The 20,115-nt window shown below is 29.2% G+C and carries 23 protein-coding genes; 10 read left to right on the top strand and 13 right to left on the bottom strand.

The window, feature by feature from the left end; all coding sequences use genetic code 11:
• Positions 1–4 precede the first annotated feature (4 nt).
• Complete coding sequence (locus AC5SLY_RS05610; RefSeq protein ID WP_494598698.1) at positions 5–1,147, top strand: phosphoglucose isomerase-related protein; 1,143 nt, start codon at positions 5–7, stop codon at positions 1,145–1,147.
• Here the strand turns inward: AC5SLY_RS05610 and rsmD are convergent.
• Both rsmD and purD read right to left on the bottom strand, forming a co-directional pair.
• Positions 1,139–1,705, bottom strand: a complete 567-nt coding sequence (gene rsmD / locus AC5SLY_RS05605; protein WP_018413567.1) for a 16S rRNA (guanine(966)-N(2))-methyltransferase RsmD — start codon at positions 1,703–1,705, stop codon at positions 1,139–1,141. The two genes, AC5SLY_RS05610 and rsmD, sit on opposite strands and share 9 nt — an antisense overlap.
• Positions 1,702–2,967 carry a phosphoribosylamine--glycine ligase gene (purD, locus tag AC5SLY_RS05600; RefSeq protein ID WP_494598697.1) on the bottom strand — a complete coding sequence of 422 codons (1,266 nt, stop codon included), beginning with the start codon at positions 2,965–2,967 and terminating at the stop codon, positions 1,702–1,704. Before purD ends, rsmD begins: the two co-directional genes overlap by 4 nt.
• 21 nt (positions 2,968–2,988) lie before the next feature.
• Here purD and AC5SLY_RS05595 point away from each other — a divergent pair, with 21 nt between their 5' ends.
• The gene (locus AC5SLY_RS05595) at positions 2,989–3,177 is read left to right on the top strand and encodes a DUF2093 domain-containing protein (RefSeq protein WP_018413565.1); all 189 of its coding nucleotides are present in this window, start codon (positions 2,989–2,991) and stop codon (positions 3,175–3,177) included.
• A gap of 4 nt (positions 3,178–3,181) precedes the next feature.
• Here AC5SLY_RS05595 and AC5SLY_RS05590 read toward each other — a convergent pair whose 3' ends face one another.
• From AC5SLY_RS05590 to ubiA, 5 genes are read right to left on the bottom strand one after another with little or no spacing between them, the layout of a single operon-like run.
• The gene (locus AC5SLY_RS05590) at positions 3,182–4,042 is read right to left on the bottom strand and encodes a lysophospholipid acyltransferase family protein (protein WP_494598696.1); all 861 of its coding nucleotides are present in this window, start codon (positions 4,040–4,042) and stop codon (positions 3,182–3,184) included.
• Positions 4,029–4,973, bottom strand: coding sequence for a tetraacyldisaccharide 4'-kinase (gene lpxK / locus AC5SLY_RS05585; RefSeq protein WP_494598695.1), 945 nt, complete (start codon positions 4,971–4,973; stop codon positions 4,029–4,031). The genes AC5SLY_RS05590 and lpxK overlap by 14 nt, the downstream gene beginning before the upstream one ends.
• Positions 4,954–6,216, bottom strand: a complete 1,263-nt coding sequence (locus AC5SLY_RS05580) for a 3-deoxy-D-manno-octulosonic acid transferase (RefSeq protein ID WP_494598694.1) — start codon at positions 6,214–6,216, stop codon at positions 4,954–4,956. The genes lpxK and AC5SLY_RS05580 overlap by 20 nt, the downstream gene beginning before the upstream one ends.
• Positions 6,216–7,955 carry an ABC transporter ATP-binding protein gene (locus tag AC5SLY_RS05575; RefSeq protein ID WP_494598693.1) on the bottom strand — a complete coding sequence of 580 codons (1,740 nt, stop codon included), beginning with the start codon at positions 7,953–7,955 and terminating at the stop codon, positions 6,216–6,218. Before AC5SLY_RS05575 ends, AC5SLY_RS05580 begins: the two co-directional genes overlap by 1 nt.
• Positions 7,955–8,818, bottom strand: a complete 864-nt coding sequence (gene ubiA / locus AC5SLY_RS05570) for a 4-hydroxybenzoate octaprenyltransferase (protein WP_494598692.1) — start codon at positions 8,816–8,818, stop codon at positions 7,955–7,957. Before ubiA ends, AC5SLY_RS05575 begins: the two co-directional genes overlap by 1 nt.
• Before the next feature lie 52 nt (positions 8,819–8,870).
• On the opposite strand from ubiA, the gene AC5SLY_RS05565 reads away from it, so the two are divergent.
• The gene (locus AC5SLY_RS05565) at positions 8,871–9,275 is read left to right on the top strand and encodes a DUF2721 domain-containing protein (RefSeq protein WP_011281502.1); all 405 of its coding nucleotides are present in this window, start codon (positions 8,871–8,873) and stop codon (positions 9,273–9,275) included.
• On the opposite strand, the gene AC5SLY_RS05560 is transcribed toward AC5SLY_RS05565, so the two are convergent.
• The 5 genes from AC5SLY_RS05560 to AC5SLY_RS05540 form a co-directional block, all read right to left on the bottom strand.
• Complete coding sequence (locus AC5SLY_RS05560; RefSeq protein WP_494598691.1) at positions 9,272–10,246, bottom strand: quinone oxidoreductase family protein; 975 nt, start codon at positions 10,244–10,246, stop codon at positions 9,272–9,274. The two genes, AC5SLY_RS05565 and AC5SLY_RS05560, sit on opposite strands and share 4 nt — an antisense overlap.
• Positions 10,246–11,085: a pirin family protein gene (locus AC5SLY_RS05555; RefSeq protein ID WP_494574872.1), complete on the bottom strand. Its 840-nt coding sequence runs from the start codon at positions 11,083–11,085 to the stop codon at positions 10,246–10,248. Before AC5SLY_RS05555 ends, AC5SLY_RS05560 begins: the two co-directional genes overlap by 1 nt.
• Before the next feature lie 9 nt (positions 11,086–11,094).
• Entirely contained in the window at positions 11,095–12,633 is a 1,539-nt protein-coding gene (locus AC5SLY_RS05550) for a glutamate synthase-related protein (protein ID WP_011281501.1), read from the bottom strand.
• A gap of 96 nt (positions 12,634–12,729) precedes the next feature.
• Positions 12,730–13,140 (bottom strand): DoxX family protein, encoded by a 411-nt coding sequence (locus AC5SLY_RS05545; protein WP_006997768.1) that lies wholly within the window; start codon positions 13,138–13,140, stop codon positions 12,730–12,732.
• The gene (locus AC5SLY_RS05540; RefSeq protein ID WP_006997769.1) at positions 13,140–13,376 is read right to left on the bottom strand and encodes a CDGSH iron-sulfur domain-containing protein; all 237 of its coding nucleotides are present in this window, start codon (positions 13,374–13,376) and stop codon (positions 13,140–13,142) included. The genes AC5SLY_RS05545 and AC5SLY_RS05540 overlap by 1 nt, the downstream gene beginning before the upstream one ends.
• A 94-nt stretch (positions 13,377–13,470) precedes the next feature.
• Between AC5SLY_RS05540 and AC5SLY_RS05535 the strand changes: the two genes are divergently transcribed.
• Positions 13,471–13,830: a winged helix-turn-helix transcriptional regulator gene (locus AC5SLY_RS05535; RefSeq protein ID WP_006997770.1), complete on the top strand. Its 360-nt coding sequence runs from the start codon at positions 13,471–13,473 to the stop codon at positions 13,828–13,830.
• Here AC5SLY_RS05535 and AC5SLY_RS05530 read toward each other — a convergent pair.
• Entirely contained in the window at positions 13,823–14,485 is a 663-nt protein-coding gene (locus AC5SLY_RS05530) for a haloacid dehalogenase type II (RefSeq protein WP_006997771.1), read from the bottom strand. The two genes, AC5SLY_RS05535 and AC5SLY_RS05530, sit on opposite strands and share 8 nt — an antisense overlap.
• 17 nt (positions 14,486–14,502) lie before the next feature.
• Between AC5SLY_RS05530 and AC5SLY_RS05525 the strand changes: the two genes are divergently transcribed.
• The 6 genes from AC5SLY_RS05525 to AC5SLY_RS05500 all read left to right on the top strand — a co-directional run bounded on the left by AC5SLY_RS05525 (position 14,503) and on the right by AC5SLY_RS05500 (position 20,111).
• Positions 14,503–15,204, top strand: a complete 702-nt coding sequence (locus AC5SLY_RS05525; RefSeq protein WP_494598690.1) for an RsmE family RNA methyltransferase — start codon at positions 14,503–14,505, stop codon at positions 15,202–15,204.
• Between the two features lie 61 nt (positions 15,205–15,265).
• On the top strand, positions 15,266–16,081 hold the full coding sequence (gene coxB / locus AC5SLY_RS05520) for a cytochrome c oxidase subunit II (RefSeq protein ID WP_271623272.1): 816 nt from the start codon (positions 15,266–15,268) through the stop codon (positions 16,079–16,081).
• A 2-nt stretch (positions 16,082–16,083) separates the two neighbouring features.
• Positions 16,084–17,718 carry a cytochrome c oxidase subunit I gene (gene ctaD, locus AC5SLY_RS05515; RefSeq protein WP_494598689.1) on the top strand — a complete coding sequence of 545 codons (1,635 nt, stop codon included), beginning with the start codon at positions 16,084–16,086 and terminating at the stop codon, positions 17,716–17,718.
• Positions 17,719–17,750: 32 nt separating this feature from the next.
• Positions 17,751–18,662: a heme o synthase gene (cyoE, locus tag AC5SLY_RS05510; RefSeq protein ID WP_006997775.1), complete on the top strand. Its 912-nt coding sequence runs from the start codon at positions 17,751–17,753 to the stop codon at positions 18,660–18,662.
• A gap of 121 nt (positions 18,663–18,783) precedes the next feature.
• Positions 18,784–19,320, top strand: coding sequence for a cytochrome c oxidase assembly protein (locus AC5SLY_RS05505; protein ID WP_011281494.1), 537 nt, complete (start codon positions 18,784–18,786; stop codon positions 19,318–19,320).
• A gap of 2 nt (positions 19,321–19,322) precedes the next feature.
• Complete coding sequence (locus AC5SLY_RS05500) at positions 19,323–20,111, top strand: cytochrome c oxidase subunit 3 (RefSeq protein WP_006997778.1); 789 nt, start codon at positions 19,323–19,325, stop codon at positions 20,109–20,111.
• The last annotated feature ends 4 nt before the right edge of the window (positions 20,112–20,115 follow it).

Below are 20,115 nucleotides of genomic sequence, written 5' to 3'. Positions count from 1 at the left end.
AGAAATGATATTTAAAAATTTTTTAAATATCAAAAGTTCTAAAATAATAAAAAAAGATTTTTTAAAACTACTAAAAAATCAGCCAGCATTGGTTGAAACTTTAAAACCCACATATAAATATAGCTATTCAAAAAAAATAATTAAAAAATATAAAAAATTATCTAATTTAAGAATAATTGGTATGGGTGGATCTGTTCTTGGCTCTGAAGCTATTTATGATTTTTTAAAACCTAAAATAAAAAAAAAAATTACTTTTGTAAATAATTTAAACAGCAATGCAGATTATTTTAATAATAAAAACATAAATTTAAATTTAATTATTTCTAAATCAGGAAATACATTGGAGACAATAGCGAATGCCAATGCATTAATTACCAAAAAAGAAAAAAATATTATTATTACTGAGTCAAAAAATAGCTATCTAACTAACTTAGCAGCAAAACTAAAGGCAGAAATATTTGAGCATAAAAATTACGTAGGAGGCAGGTATTCTGTGTTGTCAGAAGTTGGAATGCTACCTGCAGAATTAATGAATTTGAATGAAAAGAAATTTAAGCAATTTAATAATCTTATTAAAAATAAAAATTTTATTAATAATTTAGTAAGCAACGTGTCAACTACCTTAAACTTAATTAAGAGTGGAAAACAAACGTCAATAATTTTAAATTATGATGAGCAATCTGAAAATTTATTTAAATGGTATCAGCAACTAATAGCTGAAAGTTTAGGAAAAAAATCACTTGGATTATTACCCGTTGTTTCTTCAATGCCAAAAGATAATCATAGTTTAATGCAACTTTATTTAGACGGCCCAAATAAATATTTTTATACATTTTTTAATGTTCTAGAAAATAGAAATGTTAAAATTAAGAATGATAGTGTGTTAAATACTCATAAGTTTTTAAAAAACCTATCAATAGAAAAAATAAAACAATCTCAAATGATTGCCACAGAGAAAGTTTTTATTTCAAAAAAAATACCTTTTAGAAGCTTTAGAATTTTAAAAAGAAATGAACAGTCTCTAGGTGAATTGTTCTGTTTCTTTATATTAGAGACCATTTTACTTGGTCGAGCTTTAAATGTTAATCCATTTGATCAACCTTCTGTTGAGTTGATAAAAATAGAAACAAAAAAAATATTAAGTTAAAATATTTCCAAATATAATTTTTGAAATACCATAATTTTTTTCTAGAATTAGGTTGAATTCCTTTGGTAGGTCGTCATCTTCTTTTTTATGCCTATGAATAATTATGATGCCATCTGTGTTAAGCAATTCTAATTTAGTTATTGCATTCAGCAGAAAAGGTAATTTTTTTTCCTTATAGGGAGGGTCCATAAAAATAATATCAAATTTGTCATTTAATAGTTTAAGTGTATTTTCAGAAAAAATATCTTTTTCAATTATTTTTGTTTGATTTTGTTGATTTAAATTATCTATATTTTTTTTTAAAATATTTAATACTTCTGTGTAACTCTCTAAGAAGGTAATGTTTTTAGCACCTCTTGATAAACATTCGAGACCAAATGATCCAACACCTGAAAATAAATCTAAAATATTAGAATTTTCTAACTCTACATTTAATAATTTAGAATGTTTTAATATATTAAAAATTGACTCTTTTGTTAAATCTTTGAGAGGTCTTGTTAGTTTATCTTTAGGTAGAAGAATTTTTTTGCCTTTAAAATTTCCTGAAATAATTCTCATTCATCAATCACCTTATGACCAATATCTTTTCTATAGAAACCATCTTTCCAATTAAGTTTTTTAATTAAACTTATAGCTTTATCTCTACTATTTTTAAAATTTGATGACAGACTAACAAAATTAATTACTCTTCCACCATTTGAATAAACCTGATCGTTTATTTTTTTTGTACCAGCATGAAAAAAATAATCATCCTCATCAAGCTTTAGATTTCCAATATTATCTATTAAAATTTGATTATTATATTTATCTGGGTAGCCCTTTGAACATAAAACAATACATAGACTTTTTTTATCATGCCACTCTATATTTATATCTTTTAGGTTTTCATTGCAGCACGCATTGATAATTCCAAATAAATCTGTTTTTAATTTTGGTAAAATAGTCTGACACTCTGGATCTCCCATTCGTACATTGTATTCAATCAAATAAGGTTCATCTTTAACTATCATTAAGCCAGCGTATAAGAATCCTTTATAATTAGATCCCATTTCTTCTAGAGCATTAATGGTAGGTTTGATTATTTTATTTAATATTTTTTCTTCCAAAGGCTGATTGAGTAGTCTTGAAGGTGAATAAGCACCCATTCCACCTGTATTCGCTCCTTTATCACCTTCTAGAACTCTTTTATGATCTTGTGCAGTTTCAAAACCCTTGATTTCTTTACCATCACTTATAATAAAATAGCTCATTTCTTCACCAACAAGAAATTCTTCAATTAATATATTTTTTGCTAATCCAAACTTTCCATCAAAAACTTCTTTTATTGCTAAATTTGCATCATCTTTATTTTCACAAATATAAACACCTTTTCCAGATGCAAGACCATCAGCTTTGACAACAAGTGGAAACTGAGTTTTATCTAAAAAAGATATTGCATCATTGGCATTTTCAAAAATACCAAATTTAGCAGTTGGTATATTGTGCTTTTCACATATTTTTTTTGTAAATATTTTTGATCCTTCTAACTGAGAAGAAATTTTATCAGGACCAAAAATATTTATTTCAGTATCTTTAAAGAAATCCACTATTCCATCAACTAATGGTTTTTCTGGTCCAACAATTAATAAACTAATTTCATTTTTGATTGAAAATTCTTTAATCTTGTTAAAGTCTGATAAATCAATTTCAATATTCTCAGCTATATCAGAAGTTCCTGCATTACCAGGAAAGCAGTATATCTTGTTAACTCTAGGCGATTTTTTGATGGACAGACATAGAGCGTGCTCTCTTCCACCACTTCCAATTATTCCAACTTTCATATAGATGTATATAAACTAAAAATGAATAAAAAATTAGCAAAATTAAAATATTTACCAAATAACTTTGAAATTATTGAAAATGGTGATCATGTCGTTTGTGCTGTATCAGGAAAATTAATTAGTTTAGAAAATCTTAATTATTGGAATGTTGAGCTTCAAGAACCATATTTTTCATATGTAGAAGCTCATAAAAAAAAAGAGACACACTAAATTCTTACTTCCATCTATCATGAGACCATATCCATTCCCCTGGATTTTTTAAAATTGTTTTCTCCAGCCAAATGTTTAGCTCTCTAGTAATTTTTTCAGTAGAGGAGTTTTTTGAAAACTCAATAGGTTTTTCAACTTTAATATTAAAATTTACACCATTATGCCTCTTAATAGAAATTGGTACTACTTTACAATTAAATTTTTTTATAAATTGTGCAGGAATTGTTGTAGTGAATGCTTCTTGATTAAAGAATTTAGATTTTATTCCTTGAGAGACTCTCTGATCAATCATTAAGGCTATAGAGTAGCCTTTTTTATATAACTTTAATAATTCTCTAACTCCACTAGTTCCTTTTTTAATTTGATTTTTGCAAATATATTTTTTTCTAATTCTTTCCATTAATATATTTAAGAAAATATTGTTTAATGGTCGATATATTGCTGATAAATTTACACCAGATTTTTCAATTTCCATCGCCATTAATTCAAAATTACTAAAATGACCAGAAACAAAAATTACTGGGGTTTTTTCAAGCTTTATTTTTTGAAGAATTTCTTTACCTGTAATATTAATATTTGATCTAAATTGATCATTTCTAAAACCTTTAAGAAACATATATTCAGACAATGTCCTTCCATAATTATTCCACATATCTTTTGTAATACTCTTAATTTTTGATGAATTAATTTTGGGAATAGCTCTTTGAATATTAGTTTTAATGAGATTTTTTGATCTGAAAATTGGACCAAATGTTTCAAATAATTTTCCACTGAAGTAAGATGAAATTTTTAATCCTAAAAATTTATAAATAATAAAAAGAGAAGATATAATTAAAAATTCAAAAAAATATTTAATTTTTTTCATTTAATTTAATTAGTTTGTTTGTTAGATTTTTCTCATCTGATATATCAAGACTTGATTTAACATAAAAAATTTCATTTCTATTTAAGTTTTCTAGCCTTAAATAATCTTTTTCAGTAGTTATAATATGTGCGTTGAATTTTTTTGCATTGATTATTATTTCATCTAAATCTTTTTTTGAATATTGGTAATGATCTGGATATTCTAAATCACTTACAATTTTTAATTTATTATTTTTTAACATCTCTACAAAAGTTTTGTGATTACCAATACCAGAAAAAACCAAGTAATTTTGATCTTTATCAAATTCACCTATGTTTAACGGCGTATATTTTCCAGAATTAATATTAATATTCGGGTTAATTCTTTTAATCTGTTCTTTGATGGCAATTAGACTTTCTTCATTTCCATTTAAAAAAACATTTTCATAAGATTTCAGATTATTAATATTTTCTCTTAAAGGTCCTGATGGTAGTGTAAGTCCATTTCCAATCCAATTTAGATTATTAAAACAAACAATTTCTAAGTCATATTTGATAGAGCTATCTTGTAGTCCATCATCAAAGATAGCAACTTCAAAACCTTCTGCGATGGCTTCATTAAGTGCATTAATTCTTTTTAAATTACTAAATAAGGTTCCATTTTTACTAAGTAGTTTTTGCTCATCAGTTTGATTAGAATAAAATTTTTTAATAAAACAAGCTTTGATATTATTTTTATCTAAAATTTCTTTTATCTTGATGGCTAGTGATGTTTTGCCTGTTCCTCCAATATAGATGTTTCCAACACAGATTGTTTTAATTTTTGAATTAGAAAATTTAGGTTTTGATTTTATTTTAGTGATTAAGCCTAAAATTATTGAAAAAGGTAATAGTAGATATGAAAAAAAGGATAGTTTTTTCTGATCCCAGAATTTAGGTTTTTTTAATTTCATTATTAAATAAACTATTTATCTCATCTTTAGTTTCATTAAGTATTTTTTTTCCTATTTTTGCAATTTTTAAATAGTTTTTTTTGTTATTGGGATTAGTAATTAATTTGTCTATTGATTGAGTTAAGCTTTTTACTCCATTAACTTTATAAGCAATCTTTAGTTTATTGAGTAATTTGTAGGTATCTTTAAAGTTATCTACGTTTGGTCCGTGCAAAACAGTAGAACCTAAGTTGGCAGGTTCAAGAGGGTTTTGACCACCATTTCCCGATATTGATTTACCCATAAAAACTATATTAGAAGATTGATAAAATTTCTTTGTCTCACCATATGTGTCCACCAAATAAATGTCTGTATTATTTAATTTTTTTGGTTTTGAACTGTGTAAAACTATATTCAAATCTAAACCTTTAATTTCATCAACTATTTTACTAACACGATGAATATGTCTTGGTATTATTATTGTTAATAAATTTTTATATTTTTTCTTTAGTTTTACGTGAGTATTTGCACAAATGATTTCTTCACCTGGGTGTGTGCTTGAAGCACACCAAACTTTTTTAAGATTTATATTTTTTAAAAAAATTTTGTCTAGTTTAGTAAATTTAGATTGTTGATTATTGAAAAACTTAAGATTTCCTATTTTTTTTACTTTTGAGATGTTTAATTTTTTAAGATAATTATATGTTTCTTCATTTTGAGGGTAGGCAATTGAAATATTCTGAAACACTGAGTTTGAAAATTTTTTTACATGTCTCCATTTATCAAAAGTTTTTTTTGTAATTCTTGCATTAAGAAGTGTTAATGGAATTTTTTTTTTATTAATAATCTTAAAGATGCTAGGCCAAATCTCAGACTCAATAAATATTGCAATAGTTGGCTTCCAGTAATTCAAAAATTTATAAGAAAAAAATATCGAGTCTATTGGAAAAAATTGATGAACAGTTTTTTTAAAATTAAATTTTTTAAATATTTGAGCAGAACTCAAAGTTGAAGTAGTTATTAAAATTTGGTTTACAGACTTATTTTTTTCAAGCTTTTGAACTAGAGGCAAAATACTTAAAAGTTCACCCACACTTGATCCATGAAACCAAATTAAATTACCACTAATACGTTTTTTTGATGGAAAACAAAATTTTTCTTTATATCTTTTTTTATCTTCTTTTTTTTTTAAAATTCTAAAAAATATAATTAATGGAGAGAATATTAGAGTAATGGTTATTATTATTTGATATAAAAAAAACATTATTCTTTACGAATTTGCTTCTCATAGAAATTTTTATAAAGTTCTGAATTATTTAACAATTCATCATGTTTACCGTTCGCAACAACATTTCCAGAATCAATAATATAAATTTGATCAGAGCTTAAAATTGTTGACAGTCTATGGGCTATTACAATGGTTGTCTTATCTTTAGTTAATATTTGTAAAGCATCTTGAATTTTACTTTCAGTTTCAGAATCTAATGATGAAGTTGCTTCATCTAAAAGAATTATTGGACTTTTCTTGATCATAGCTCGAGCTATAGACAGTCTTTGCTTCTCTCCACCTGATAATCTAATTCCATTTTCGCCTATTATTGTTTCATATTTTTTTGGTAATTTTTCTATAAACTCATGTGCATAAGAGAATTTTGCTGCTGAAATTACCTCTTCATCTGTGACATCATTTTTAGCATATTTGATATTATTTTTTATCGTATCATCAAACAAAGTCGTATCTTGACTTACAAGAGATATTTTATCTCTTAGAGATTTAATTTTCACTTTGTATATAGATTGATTATCAATCAAGATATCTCCAGATTGAACGTCATAAAATCTAGGTATTAAATTTAAAATTGTTGATTTTCCAGAACCGCTATGCCCAACTAATGAGGTCATTTTCCCCCCAGCAATATTTAGATTTATGTTTGTTAAAACATCTTTTTCATCAGCATTATATTGAAAGTTAATGTTATGAAACTTAATATTAGAATGAGTAATATTAATATCCTGAGCGTCTTCATGATCAGCAATTTTATTTTGATTGTCAATAATAGGTAGAATTCTATTGGCTGCAGATAACCCCTGTTTTAATATCATATTCATTGTAGATAGAGCTCTTACAGGTTGATATGCGAGCATCATTGCTGCAAGAAAAGAGAAAAAATTTCCTATCTCAATCTCGTCATTAAGAGCTAATTTTCCAGAATAAAATATTAAAATTGCAATCATTATTCCAGTCAAGGTTTCCATGATTGGTGACAATCTTACAAACACAGTATTGATTTTAATATTTTTTTCTTTTAGTTGATTTAAATGACCATCTGTTCTTTTACTTTCATAGTCTTCTCTTTGAAATATTTTAATTAATTTATGGTTTTTAAATAATTCGATTAAATGAGTATTTAAAAAACCAGATTTTTCTTGTGCTTCTGTCACAACTTTTCCAATTCTTTTACCGAGAGTTTTTGAAGCCATACCAGCAACAGGAATCATTATTATTGCAATTAATGATAATTTCCAATTCTGATAAAACATTACAAATAGCAACCCAAACAAAGTTAAGCTATCTTTGAATAAGCTTAAAATGGCTGTACTGAGCATATTGGTAATATGGTTTACATCAAAAGTAAGATTTGAAATAAATTTTCCAGAATGTTTTTTATCTATTAGCTGTGTATCTGCATTAATTAGAGATTTTACCATTTGAGATTGAAGAATTTTTTTAATTTCTTCAGCAACTTTAATCATGATTGCTTTTGCAAAATAAAGAGCAAACCCTTTGATAGTAAAAGCTATAATTATTAATAAAGGAATTATGAATATTAGTGACTGATCTTTCTCAACAAATATTTTTTTAATAGCGGGATCTAAAAGCCAAGCTATAGCAGAAGTGCTTGCTGCAACAAGAACTCCAAAAAAAACTGATATTAATATTTTATTAATATATTTTTTTGAGTAATCTTTATAAAGTCTTTTATAAATCTCTGAATTATTCATTAAAATTTCCCGATTAAAATATTACAAAAAATGAGAAGACCAACTAAATTATTACTTTTAAAAACTTTTAAGCACATAGATGGGCTTTTTGGGTTAAAAGATTTAATTTGGTAAAAAAATAAGTGGGCAATTGTTATTAACAAGCTTGCATAAAAAAAGTAATTATAATTCATCATATAGCCCACAATTAAAATAGAAAAAATTAGAAAAACATAACATGTGGATACAAAATTTTTTGGTTTATTTTTGAATTTTATTGAAGTTGATTTTACACCTATAATTTCGTCATCTTTAATATCTTGAAACCCATAAATTGTGTCGTATCCTAGTGTCCAAAATATGGCTCCAAAGTAAAAGATAATAGCAACAGCATTTATTTCTCCCTGAATTGCAGTCCATCCTAAAATTAGACCATAATTAAATGTTATTCCTAAAAATAATTGAGGCCAATAAGTAAATCTTTTCATTAAAGGGTAAGTGAAAGCTAGAGGCATAGACCCAAGAGCAAGTAAGATTGTTAAGTTATTAAAGTTAATTAAAACCAAAAGTGCAAGTAGACATAAAATAAAAGCATAAAATATTCCTAATTTTATAGAAACTTGATTAGATGCAATAGGTCTATTTTTTGTTCTTGAAACTTTTTTATCAAATTCTTTGTCAGAAATATCATTTACAATGCATCCTGCAGAACGCATTAGAACTGATCCTAAAAAAAATAATAATAAGTAAAAAAAATAATCATTTAAGTTTTTTGAGAAATCATAAGCAAGAGTTAGTCCCCATGCACAAGGCCAAAATAATAGCATATAGCCAATAGGTCTTTTCAATCTTGTTAGTTCAATAAAGAGATTTAATTGTTTCATAATAATTTACTTGTAAATAACAAAGGCTAGTTTCATAATCAAACTGATTCGTATGAATATAGATTACACAGTTACAGCATTGATGTTTCCGGCCATTCCTTTATTGATGAGTGTATATAGCAACAGATTTCATTCTTTGAGCAAGCTTATTAGGCAGCTTCATGATGAACATGTGTATGAAAATCATATTCCTCCTGAGTGGAAAAAACAGTTTATAAATTTAAGTGGAAGAATTGTTCTTTTAAAATGGACTATTATGTTTGCTGCATTTGGTTTCTTATTTAATATGTTGACTGTGTTTGCCCTTTATTTGAATGAAATTTTTGCTGCAAGATTAATCTTTGGATCTTGTTGTTTATCGATGATGATTTCAATCGTTGTTTTTATGAGAGAAATTCAAGTATCAACAAATGCATTAAAATTGCATATGTCTGATATGGATGTTAATTTAGATTAATTAGGAATAATAACTGCAGGACCGGTTAATAGTCTTGCTTCTAATTCTTCATGAGCTTTTTTAGCATCATCAAGTGAGTATTTTTTTGAAATTTCAACTTTAAATTTTCCAGACAAAATTGCATCAAAAACTTTTTTAGCTGATTCAACTAATTCTTCCCTTGTCATTGTATAATGTGCAATAGAAGGACGAGTAAAAAATAATCCTTTTGCATTAATATGTTTTTTAACATCTATCGTATCAACATAACCTGATGCGTTACCAAAAGCGACCATCATACCTCTAACCTTTAAGGTTTCAATTGATCCATCAAATGTTTTAATACCAACACCATCATAGACAACATCAACTCCATTTTTACCTGCAATTTTTTCCACCTCTTCAACAAAGTTTGTATCAGTATAATTTATTACATGATGACAACCATTTTTTTTAGCAATAGCCTCTTTTTGTTTAGAGCCAACTGTTCCAATGACTTCAGCTCCTAATGCATTAGCCCACTGACATAAAATTTGACCCACACCACCAGCGGCTGCGTGGTATAATACTTTATCCCCTTTTTTAATTGGATAAGCTCTGTGTAATAAATATTCAGCAGTAATCCCTTTAAGCATAATACAAGATGCTATTTCATCAGAGATACCCTCTGGAACTAAAACTAATTTTTCTTGAGGAAACAATTGTTTTTCCGAATAACTTCCAATTGGCATTGAAGAGTGAGCCACTCTATCCCCAACTTTAAATAGATCCACTTCTGAACCAACTTCTTCAATTATTCCACATGCCTCCAGGCCAATTCCACTTGGAAGAGGAATAGGGTATAATCCTGTTCGGTGATAAACGTCAATATAGTTAAGTCCAATTGATAAATTTTTTATCAAAACTTCTTTTGGACCTGGTTTACCAATTTCAATATCTTTAACTTCTAAGACTTCAGGACCACCAAATTTTTCTATTTTAATAGTTTTCATTATTTTACAAATGTATCATTATGATAATCTTGAACTGCTTGCAAGATCTCTGCTTTAGTATTCATTACAAATGGACCCCCTCTAGCAATAGGCTCACCAATTGGCTTTCCAGATATCAATAAAAACTTGGCTTTAGTTAAGCTAGAGACTTTTAATTTTTCACCTCTAGTTAGAATAATTAAAGTAGAGTTTTTAGCTTGGTCATGGTTTTGATCTCCTACCTTAATTTCACCTTCAACTAAATATATTAATGAATTGTGAGTTGAGGGAAGATCAAAATTAAATTCTTTTCCTTTTTCAAGCTCTACATCAAAATAAACAGGTTCAACATTGTGACCTTTAACAGGTCCTTCTGCATCTTGAAATTTTCCAGCAATCACTTTGACAGTTTTATCATCATCTTTATGAGTGCTCATTTTATCTGCATCAATATAAATATATTCAGGTTTAGTCATTTTCAATTTAGCAGGCATGTTTACCCATAATTGAAATCCATGAAGCTTACCCTCTTTCATAGCAGGCATTTCTGAATGAATAATACCACTCCCAGTTTTCATCCACTGAACATCTCCAGCAGTCATTATTCCTTCGCCACCTGTACTGTCTTTATGTTCAAAGTCGCCAGCAAGCATATATGTTACTGTTTCAATTCCTCTGTGAGGATGAGGAGGGAAACCACCAATGTAATCATCTTTATTTTCAGAACCAAATTCATCCAACATTAAAAAGGGATCGTGGTAATCAATAAGGTGAGTGCCAATACTTCTTTTTAATTTAACACCAGCACCATCTGACGCTGCAACTGGTTCTATAATTTTTTCTACTTCAATATTACTCATTTCTATCCTCTATTTATTGTTTTGCTTATTATTTATAATTCCACCAAATGACACACCAGATAGTTCGCTCATTTCCTTCTTCCAAGTTGTTAAATCATTTATAGAAAGTTTATTAAGATGATCATGTCCGCATGCTCTTGCTAATATCTTCATTAGATCTACAGATGCATTAAAAAATCTAGTTAATCTTGCAGAAGATTCGTCAATATTTAATTTTTTTCTAAGTTCTGGTCTTTGAGTGGCAATACCAGCGGGGCAATTATTTGTATTACACATTCTAGCACCAACGCATCCTATTGCTTGCATGGCTGAGTTAGAGATTGCAATACCATCTGCTCCAAGAGCAAGTGCTTTTACAAAATCTGCAGAAGTTCTTAATCCACCTGTTACAATTAATGATACATGGTCATAACCTTTTTTATCTAAATAATTTCTAGCTCTTGCTAAGGCTGGAATTGTGGGAACAGAAATATTATCTCTAAATATTAAAGGAGCAGCCCCAGTTCCACCACCACGCCCATCAAGAATAATATAATCAGCACTAGCACTTACGGCAAATTCAATGTCATCTTCTATATGTTGAGCAGATAATTTAAATCCTATTGGAATACCACCAGTTAACTCTCTAACTCTGTTTGAGAATTTTAAAAAATCATCAACTGTTGTCAGGTCTTTGAAAGTAGAAGGGGAGATAGCATCTTCACCTTCTGGAATTTGTCTTACCTCAGATATTTTACCTTTAACTTTGTTCCCTGGTAAATGTCCACCTGTTCCAGTTTTTGCAGCTTGACCACCTTTAAAATGAAAAGCTTGAATATTTTTTAACTTATCTTCTGAATAACCAAATTTAGCAGAAGCAAGTTCATAAAAATACTTTGAATTATTTTTTTGCTCTTCTAAAAGCATTCCACCTTCTCCGGAGCAAATTCCTGTACCAGCTCCCTCAGCACCTTTTGCTAGAGCAATTTTTGCCTCCTCTGATAGCGCACCAAAACTCATGTCAGATACAAAAATTGGAATCTTTAACGTTAGAGGTTTATTTGAGTTTTTACCTATAATTATATCTGTCTCAACTTTATCATTATCTAGAAGAGGTTTTTTTGCTAGTTGGGCTGTAAGTATTTGAATATCTTCCCACTTTGGCAAGTCTTTTGAGGGAACACCCATTGCTCCCATTTCTCCATGATGACCAAGTTTTGTTAAGCCATTTTTTGCAAGCTCATGAATGTATGCAAGATGTGGCTCTTCTTCTGTACTCTTTGTTTCATTAGTGCCTGAAACTTCTTCTGATTTATTAATTTGATCAGAGGTAAAATTTTTATGCGTACCGTCACAATAAGGTTTGGTACTACTATGTTTACACATACAAAGATAAGCATCACCAGTTTCTTCAGCTTTAAAATTTATAGGCTCAAATGAAGTACCAGCATGAGACCAATCACAAAATGGTTGGTTTTTAGATTTTCCACAAGTACAAAACATGTATTCTTCATTTTGTACTAGTTCTACTTTTTTAGGTTTGTTATCTGCTATAGTTGGCTTGTCCATTAATACCCTTACTCTAATAAATTAAATCTTAAAATAATATGTAATTTTTATAAGTGTCTTAATTTAAAGCATCAAGACACTTATATATTTAGTTAATTAACGATTATTTAATTTTTTATCTAGGCTAAAATCTTTTGTTTCATTAACAACTAAGAATAAAAAACCTCCTGCAAGAGCAATATTTTTCATAAAAGATATAAAGTGCATTTGATCAGAAAGATTATTATGAAAAATAACTGCAGTAGCAATACAAAATATACTTAATAAAGCTGCTGAGACTTTTACTTTATATCCAATCATAATTAATATTGGCGCACCTATCTCAAGTATTATTGCTGGTACTAAAAAAATACCTGGCATGCCCATGGATTCCATCCAACCAACTGTTCCTTCATAGTTTCCAATTTTATTAATTCCACTTAACAAAAAAATTAGAGAGATAAGTATTCTACCAGTCAGATCTAAGATATTGTTCATATTTTTAGTTCTTTTACTTGCTTTAATCATTACTTGCTGTGTGAACCATCGCAAAGAGGCTGGTTGTTAGTTTGTTTACAAGCACAAAAAAATACTTTTTTTGTTTCTTCTGCTTTGTAAGCTAGAGGAGTGAATTCTGAACCTTGATGAGATCCATCACAAAATGGTTGCTTTGAACTCTTTCCACATGAACACCAGTAGTAAGATTTATCTTTCTCTACATCTACTGCAATTGGTCCGTTACCTGCGTTTTGTCCTTTAGTCATATTGATCCTTTCAATTTATTTGACTTCTATTTAGTGCTTTGGTATTAATAAAGCAATAACGCAAAGTAAACATACTAGTATACAAAAACATACCATGAAAAATTTAATAGATTGTCCAGCTGAAAGAGCCGTTTACTTTCTTGGAGGTAAATGGAAAATTAGAATTTTGTTTAGTTTGCTGCAAAGTAAAAAAATTAGATTTGGTGAGCTCAAAAAAGGATTAAAAACCATTACACAACAAATGTTATCCAAGCAGCTTAAGGAACTAGAAGGAGATGGAATAATTAATAGAAAAGTAATTCGAATAATGCCCCCAAAAGTTGAGTATTCACTTACAGAATTTGGGCTTTCAGTTATGCCTATCTTAAGATCCTTTTCAGAGTGGAATAAAAGAAATACTCGAACTATTTCAGTAAAACTAAATAAGAATTTTGAAGAAAATAGAATTAGATAATATCAAGCAATTGTTTTAAATTTTTAACCTCATCTTTAGGTTTATAATCAAGATTATCAAAAATATTATTATTTCTGTTTACCCAAATAGAACTGTAACCATAATTTCCACCACCAGAAACATCCCAAGTATTAGCACTTAAAAATGCGACTTCTTCTTTTTGTATTTTGTATTTTTTAATTGGCATGTCATAAACTTTTGAGTCTGGTTTATAAATTCCAACTTCTTCAATTGAAAAAATATCATCAAATATATTATCTAAATTATTACTCTTAACTAATTCGTTAAGAAGAGAGGGTGTTCCATTTGAAAGAATACCTAATTTATAATTTTTTTCTTTTAATCTTTTTAAAATTTCAGGTACTTCAGGAAAAGGTGAGAGCACCTTATAAAGATTTAATAATTCATTTTTCATTGATAAATCTATTTCGTAAGCCTTCATAGATTTATCCAAACTATCTTCTGTCACCTGCCAAAAGTCTTTATGTCTATTCATTAGACTTCTAAGCCAAGTGTATTCTAATTGAGTAGTTCGCCAATAATTAGCAAAGCCTTCCCATTTATCACCAATTTTATCTTTACATTTTTCTGCTGCTGAATTGACATCAAATAAAGTGCCATATGCATCAAAAATTATTGCTTTAATATTTTTCATAAATTAACTTAACATTAATGAGTAATATTAGATTATTTTTTAAAGAAAGTTTATCACTTAATTTAACTGCTAAGCTTGATAAATCTCAATCTCACTATGTGAATAAAGTAATGAGAATCAAAGTGGGCAAGGTTTTTTCTTTATTTAATAACAGTGGAGAGTGGGAAGCAAAAATTTTAACTATTTCAAAAAGTATAGTTGAATTTAATATTACAAAACAATTAAGACAAAAAGAAAATGTAAAAGATTTGTGGTTAGCTTTTTCACCCATTAAATCAAATTATTTTAATTTTATGATTCAAAAAGCAACAGAGCTTGGTGTTACAAAATTTTTACCAATAATATTTGATAGAACAATTGTTAGAAAAATAAATAAAGAAAGATTAGAAAAAGTAATCATAGAAGCTGCTGAGCAATCTAATCGTATTAATGTTCCGCTTATTGAAGATCCCCAATCATTAAAAAGTTTTTTAAATCATGAAAAGATGGACTTAATATTCACAGATTTAAATTCTGAAAATAAAAAATTAGATTTTAATAAATTAGCTCATAATCCAACTTGTGTAATTATTGGTCCAGAGGGAGATTTTTCTGAAGAAGAAAGGGGGGAGATTCTTGCCTTTAAAGGGGTTCAGCCAATTAAAATAAACGAAAATATACTTAGATCAGAAACTGCTGTAATTTCAGCCTTATCAATTGTTAATTACCTAATTAATTGATATTTTGTCGCGAAAACTAAAGTGTAATTTTTTAAAAGACACTTTATATAGTGTGTAACAAATGAAAAAATTTTTAATAACAATTATAACTACAATGTTAATAACTAGCGCCTGGGCGGATCAGCCTAAAAACTGGCAGCTAGGCTTTCAAGATTCTGCCTCTCAAAGTATGACTGAGATTGTTAGTTTTCATAACAACATTCTCCTTCCTGTAATTATTGCTATTAGTGTTTTTGTTTTATTTCTTATGATTTATGTTTGTATAAGATTTAGAGCATCAAAAAATCCTAACCCATCAAAAACTACTCACAATGTTGCTGTAGAGGTTTTGTGGACACTGATTCCATGTTTAATTTTGATAGTGATGGCAGTTCCATCTTTTAAAATTTTGTATAAACAAGATACTATTCCAAAAGCTGACCTAACAATTAAAGCTGTTGGTTACCAGTGGTACTGGGGCTACGAGTATCCTGATGAAAATATTATTTTTGAATCGTATATGATTAAAGAAGCTGAATTAAAAGAAAACCAACCTAGATTATTAACTGTTGATAATGAAGTTATTGTTCCAGTTAATAAAGTGGTTAAAGTTTTAATTACAGCCAACGATGTTTTGCATGCTTGGGCATTACCATCATTTGGAGTTAAGAGAGACGCAGTTCCTGGAAGAATAAACGAAACTTGGTTTAAAGCTGAAAAAGTTGGAACGTACTATGGTCAATGTTCTGAACTTTGTGGAATTGAGCATGCTTTTATGCCTATCACAGTAAAAGTTGTGACAGATGAAGAATATGCAATATGGTTAGCAGAGGCTAAAATGAAATTTGCAAAAGAGCCAATTGCAGTAAATGAATATAAAAAACTAGCGAGTAAATAAAAATGTACACAAAAACAGCATCACACGACGATCATCACACACCAACAGGTTGGAAACGTTGGGCTTACTCAACTAACCACAAAGACATTGGTACAATGTATTTAATTTTTGCAATTGTTGCAGGAATTATTGGTACAGCTTTTTCAGTATTAATGAGAATTGAATTGATGCATCCTGGTGATGGAATTTTAGGTGGCAACTATCACTTATATAATGTGTTGGTTACAGGCCATGGATTAATAATGATTTTCTTTATGGTAATGCCTGCAATGATTGGTGGATTTGGTAATTGGTTTGTCCCAATTATGATCGGTGCACCTGATATGGCTTTTCCAAGAATGAATAATATTTCATTTTGGTTATTACCAGCTTCATTTATTTTACTATTACTTTCAATATTTGTAGATGGCCCTCCAGGTCAGCAAGGTGTTGGTGGAGGATGGACTTTATATCCACCTTTATCGTCAAAAGCTGGGCAACCAGGACCTGCTATGGATTTTGCTATTTTAAGCTTACACTTAGCTGGAGCTTCTTCAATTTTAGGAGCAGTTAACTTTATTACAACAATTTTAAATATGAGAACGCCAGGCATGACTTTGCATAAAATGCCTTTATTTGCTTGGTCTGTTTTAGTTACAGCATTTTTATTATTACTATCACTACCTGTTTTAGCTGGTGCTATCACAATGCTTTTAACAGATAGAAATTTTGGAACAGCATTTTTTGATGCTCAAACTGGAGGAGATCCAGTTTTATACCAACACTTATTTTGGTTCTTTGGTCACCCTGAAGTTTATATTTTAATTTTACCTGGCTTTGGAATGATCAGTCATATCGTTTCAACATTTTCTAAGAAACCTGTATTTGGATATTTAGGAATGGCTTATGCGATGGTTTCAATTGGGGTTGTTGGGTTTGTTGTTTGGGCTCACCACATGTATACGGTAGGTTTAAGTACAGACACTAAAGCATATTTTTTAGCTGCAACAATGATTATTGCGGTCCCAACAGGGATTAAAATATTTTCATGGATTGCAACAATGTGGGGTGGATCAATTTCATTTAAAACTCCCATGATGTGGGCATTAGGTTTTATATTTTTATTTACAGTAGGTGGTGTAACAGGTGTTGTTCTTGCAAATGCAGGTGTTGATACTGCAATGCATGATACTTATTATGTAGTTGCTCACTTTCATTATGTATTATCTTTAGGTGCAGTATTTGCAATCTTTGCAGGATTTTATTATTGGTTTGGTAAAATGTCTGGGTATGAGTATTCAGAATGGATGGGACAATTACATTTTTGGTTAACATTCATTGGAGTGAACTTAGTATTTTTCCCTCAACATTTTTTAGGTTTAGCTGGAATGCCAAGAAGATATGCTGATTACCCTGATGCATTTGCTGGATGGAATTATGTTTCGTCAATCGGCTCATACATAGCGGTTGCTGGCTTACTAGTATTTTTTGCTAACTTAATTTATTCTTTTTCTAAGAAAAAAGCTGCAGCTCAGAACCCTTGGGGAGAAGGAGCTACAACTCTAGAATGGACTGTACCATCACCACCAAATTTTCATACTTTTGAGGAATTACCAAAATTTGAAGATCCAGAGGGTGCTGAAAAAGTATCTAGTTAATAAAGTTACAGCTTTTTCTATATTAAATATTGATGATTAACTCTAAATTAAAAAATAGAAATTTAAACCAAGTGAATGTGTTTAATTTTTCTGAATTATTCAAGCTAATGAAACCAAGGGTAATGTCTTTGGTAATCTTCACGTGTGCTGTGGGTTTGTTAATGGCGCCTTCTACAGTTTCTACAAAAGATGCAATGATTGCAATTCTTTTAGTATCAATTGGTGCAGGAGCTGCTGGTGCTCTAAATATGTGGTACGAATCTGATCTTGATGCATTAATGACAAGAACTTGCTTGAGACCAATTCCAATGGGTAAGGTTAATAAAAACCAAGCCTTAATTTTTGGAACATCACTTTCATTTTTTTCAGTAATCGCATTAGATTATTTTGCTAATACAATTTCAGCAGTATTACTGCTGTTTACAATTTTATTTTATGTTTTTGTTTATACAATCTGGTTAAAGAGAAAAACTCCACAAAACATTGTCATTGGAGGTGCTGCAGGAGCATTACCGCCAGTAATTGGATGGACTATAGCAACTAACTCATTATCTCTTGAGCCAATAACCTTTTTTCTGATTATATTTTTTTGGACACCATCGCATTTTTGGGCGTTAAGTCTTTATAAATCAGATGATTATAAAAAGGCAAAAATTCCAATGCTTCCATTAACTAATGGGATAGAGAGCACTAAAATAAATATTTTAGTTTATTCATTATTAATGTTGCCAATGGTTATTTTACCCTACGCAATAGATTTTGTTGGATTAGTATTTCTAGTACCAGCCCTAATGCTTACATTGTATTATAACATTTTATGTTTTGAGCTTTATAAGTTTAAAAAAAATAAATTTAACCCCAAGAAAGCAAAAACAATATTTGGATATTCAATTTTATATTTGTTTTTGATATTCGTTATTTTTTTGATAGATAAGATATTATGATGATACCAGACAAAAAAACTAAGCGAAAAAATATTTTAACAGCAGTAGCAATAATAGGATTTATGATATTTCTGTTTTTTTTTACACTTTATAATACGGGTGTTTTTGATAGATCAATATAGTGAAAAATAAAACCTTAACTCCAATTCTTTTAGCTGGAATATTTTTTTTAATGTTAGGACTCTCATTTGCTGCAGTACCCTTGTATGATTTATTTTGTAGAGTAACTGGGTTTGGTGGAACAACACAAATATCAAGAGAAGCGCCAGATATAATTTTAAACCAAAAAGTTAGCGTTCGTTTTGATACAAATGTAAATAAACTTCCTTGGAATTTTAAAGCAAAAACAAATGTTATGGATGTTAAAATTGGTCAAGTGAACCGAATCGAATTTGAAGTTGAAAACTATGGCAATGAAACGACTTATGGAGTTGCATCTTTCAATGTTTCTCCATCATCATTTGGTAAATATTATAGCAAATTGGGATGTTTTTGTTTTGAAAAACAGGCCTTAAAAGCAGGCGAAAAGGCCACTTATATTATGACTTTTTATTTGGATCCAGAAATGGTAAATGATCCCAATACTAAAAATATTAAAGATGTAACTATGTCCTATACTTTTTTTTCATCAGATTACTATAACCAATCAAAATTATAAAAATGTCCGCAGAAAAAAAACATGACTATCATTTAGTAGACCCAAGTCCATGGCCTATCTACGTTTCGTTTTCATGCTTAATTTTAGCAATAGGTTCAGTTTATTATCTACATAGCGAAGTTTCTTGGGGAATGTATTTGGGATTAGCACTACTATTATATGGAACATACATGTGGTTTAGAGATGTTGTTATCGAAGCAGAGCACCAAGGTCATCACACACCAGTAGTACAAATTCACCACAGATATGGAATGACATTGTTCATTGCTTCAGAAGTTATGTTCTTTGTTGCATGGTTTTGGGCTTATTTTGATGCAAGTTTATTTCCATCTTTAGCAATAGGAGGAATATGGCCACCCAAAGATATTGTAACTTTTGATCCATGGGATATCCCACTAATCAATACATTAATTTTATTATTATCAGGAACGACAGTAACATGGTCACACCACGCATTGCTAGAAGGTGATAGAAAAAGCTTTATTCAAGGACTAGTTCTAACAGTGATACTTGGTTTTTCTTTTTCACTACTGCAAGTTTATGAATATCAGCATGCAACTTTTGATTTTGCAGGAAATATATATGGCTCAGTATTTTATATGGCAACAGGCTTTCATGGTTTTCACGTTATCATTGGTACTATATTTTTAGCGGTATGTTTAATGAGAGCAAGAAAAGGTCACTTTACTGAAGAGCATCACTTTGGATTTGAAGCAGCTGCTTGGTATTGGCACTTTGTAGATGTTGTGTGGCTATTTTTATTTGCTGCCATTTATATTTGGGGAAGTTAATTTT

The organism is Candidatus Pelagibacter sp. PS_23, assembly GCF_059417905.1.
This window is presented reverse-complemented; position numbering and strand designations above follow the sequence as displayed.

Bases quoted from the DNA above. Each gene is read 5' to 3' on its own strand.
- rsmD (WP_018413567.1), bottom strand. From the start codon at position 1,705: ATGAGAATTATTTCAGGAAATTTTAAAGGCAAAAAAATTCTTCTACCT.
- AC5SLY_RS05580 (WP_494598694.1), bottom strand. From the start codon at position 6,216: ATGTTTTTTTTATATCAAATAATAATAACCATTACTCTAATATTCTCT.
- cyoE (WP_006997775.1), top strand. From the start codon at position 17,751: ATGATTAACTCTAAATTAAAAAATAGAAATTTAAACCAAGTGAATGTG.
- AC5SLY_RS05595 (WP_018413565.1), top strand. From the start codon at position 2,989: ATGAATAAAAAATTAGCAAAATTAAAATATTTACCAAATAACTTTGAA.
- AC5SLY_RS05590 (WP_494598696.1), bottom strand. From the start codon at position 4,042: ATGAAAAAAATTAAATATTTTTTTGAATTTTTAATTATATCTTCTCTT.
- lpxK (WP_494598695.1), bottom strand. From the start codon at position 4,973: ATGAAATTAAAAAAACCTAAATTCTGGGATCAGAAAAAACTATCCTTT.
- AC5SLY_RS05610 (WP_494598698.1), top strand. From the start codon at position 5: ATGATATTTAAAAATTTTTTAAATATCAAAAGTTCTAAAATAATAAAA.
- AC5SLY_RS05500 (WP_006997778.1), top strand. From the start codon at position 19,323: ATGTCCGCAGAAAAAAAACATGACTATCATTTAGTAGACCCAAGTCCA.
- AC5SLY_RS05530 (WP_006997771.1), bottom strand. From the start codon at position 14,485: ATGAAAAATATTAAAGCAATAATTTTTGATGCATATGGCACTTTATTT.
- purD (WP_494598697.1), bottom strand. From the start codon at position 2,967: ATGAAAGTTGGAATAATTGGAAGTGGTGGAAGAGAGCACGCTCTATGT.
- AC5SLY_RS05575 (WP_494598693.1), bottom strand. From the start codon at position 7,955: ATGAATAATTCAGAGATTTATAAAAGACTTTATAAAGATTACTCAAAA.
- ubiA (WP_494598692.1), bottom strand. From the start codon at position 8,818: ATGAAACAATTAAATCTCTTTATTGAACTAACAAGATTGAAAAGACCT.
- AC5SLY_RS05545 (WP_006997768.1), bottom strand. From the start codon at position 13,140: ATGATTAAAGCAAGTAAAAGAACTAAAAATATGAACAATATCTTAGAT.
- AC5SLY_RS05535 (WP_006997770.1), top strand. From the start codon at position 13,471: ATGAAAAATTTAATAGATTGTCCAGCTGAAAGAGCCGTTTACTTTCTT.
- AC5SLY_RS05555 (WP_494574872.1), bottom strand. From the start codon at position 11,085: ATGAGTAATATTGAAGTAGAAAAAATTATAGAACCAGTTGCAGCGTCA.
- AC5SLY_RS05540 (WP_006997769.1), bottom strand. From the start codon at position 13,376: ATGACTAAAGGACAAAACGCAGGTAACGGACCAATTGCAGTAGATGTA.
- AC5SLY_RS05565 (WP_011281502.1), top strand. From the start codon at position 8,871: ATGAATATAGATTACACAGTTACAGCATTGATGTTTCCGGCCATTCCT.
- AC5SLY_RS05550 (WP_011281501.1), bottom strand. From the start codon at position 12,633: ATGGACAAGCCAACTATAGCAGATAACAAACCTAAAAAAGTAGAACTA.
- AC5SLY_RS05560 (WP_494598691.1), bottom strand. From the start codon at position 10,246: ATGAAAACTATTAAAATAGAAAAATTTGGTGGTCCTGAAGTCTTAGAA.
- coxB (WP_271623272.1), top strand. From the start codon at position 15,266: ATGAAAAAATTTTTAATAACAATTATAACTACAATGTTAATAACTAGC.
- AC5SLY_RS05525 (WP_494598690.1), top strand. From the start codon at position 14,503: ATGAGTAATATTAGATTATTTTTTAAAGAAAGTTTATCACTTAATTTA.
- ctaD (WP_494598689.1), top strand. From the start codon at position 16,084: ATGTACACAAAAACAGCATCACACGACGATCATCACACACCAACAGGT.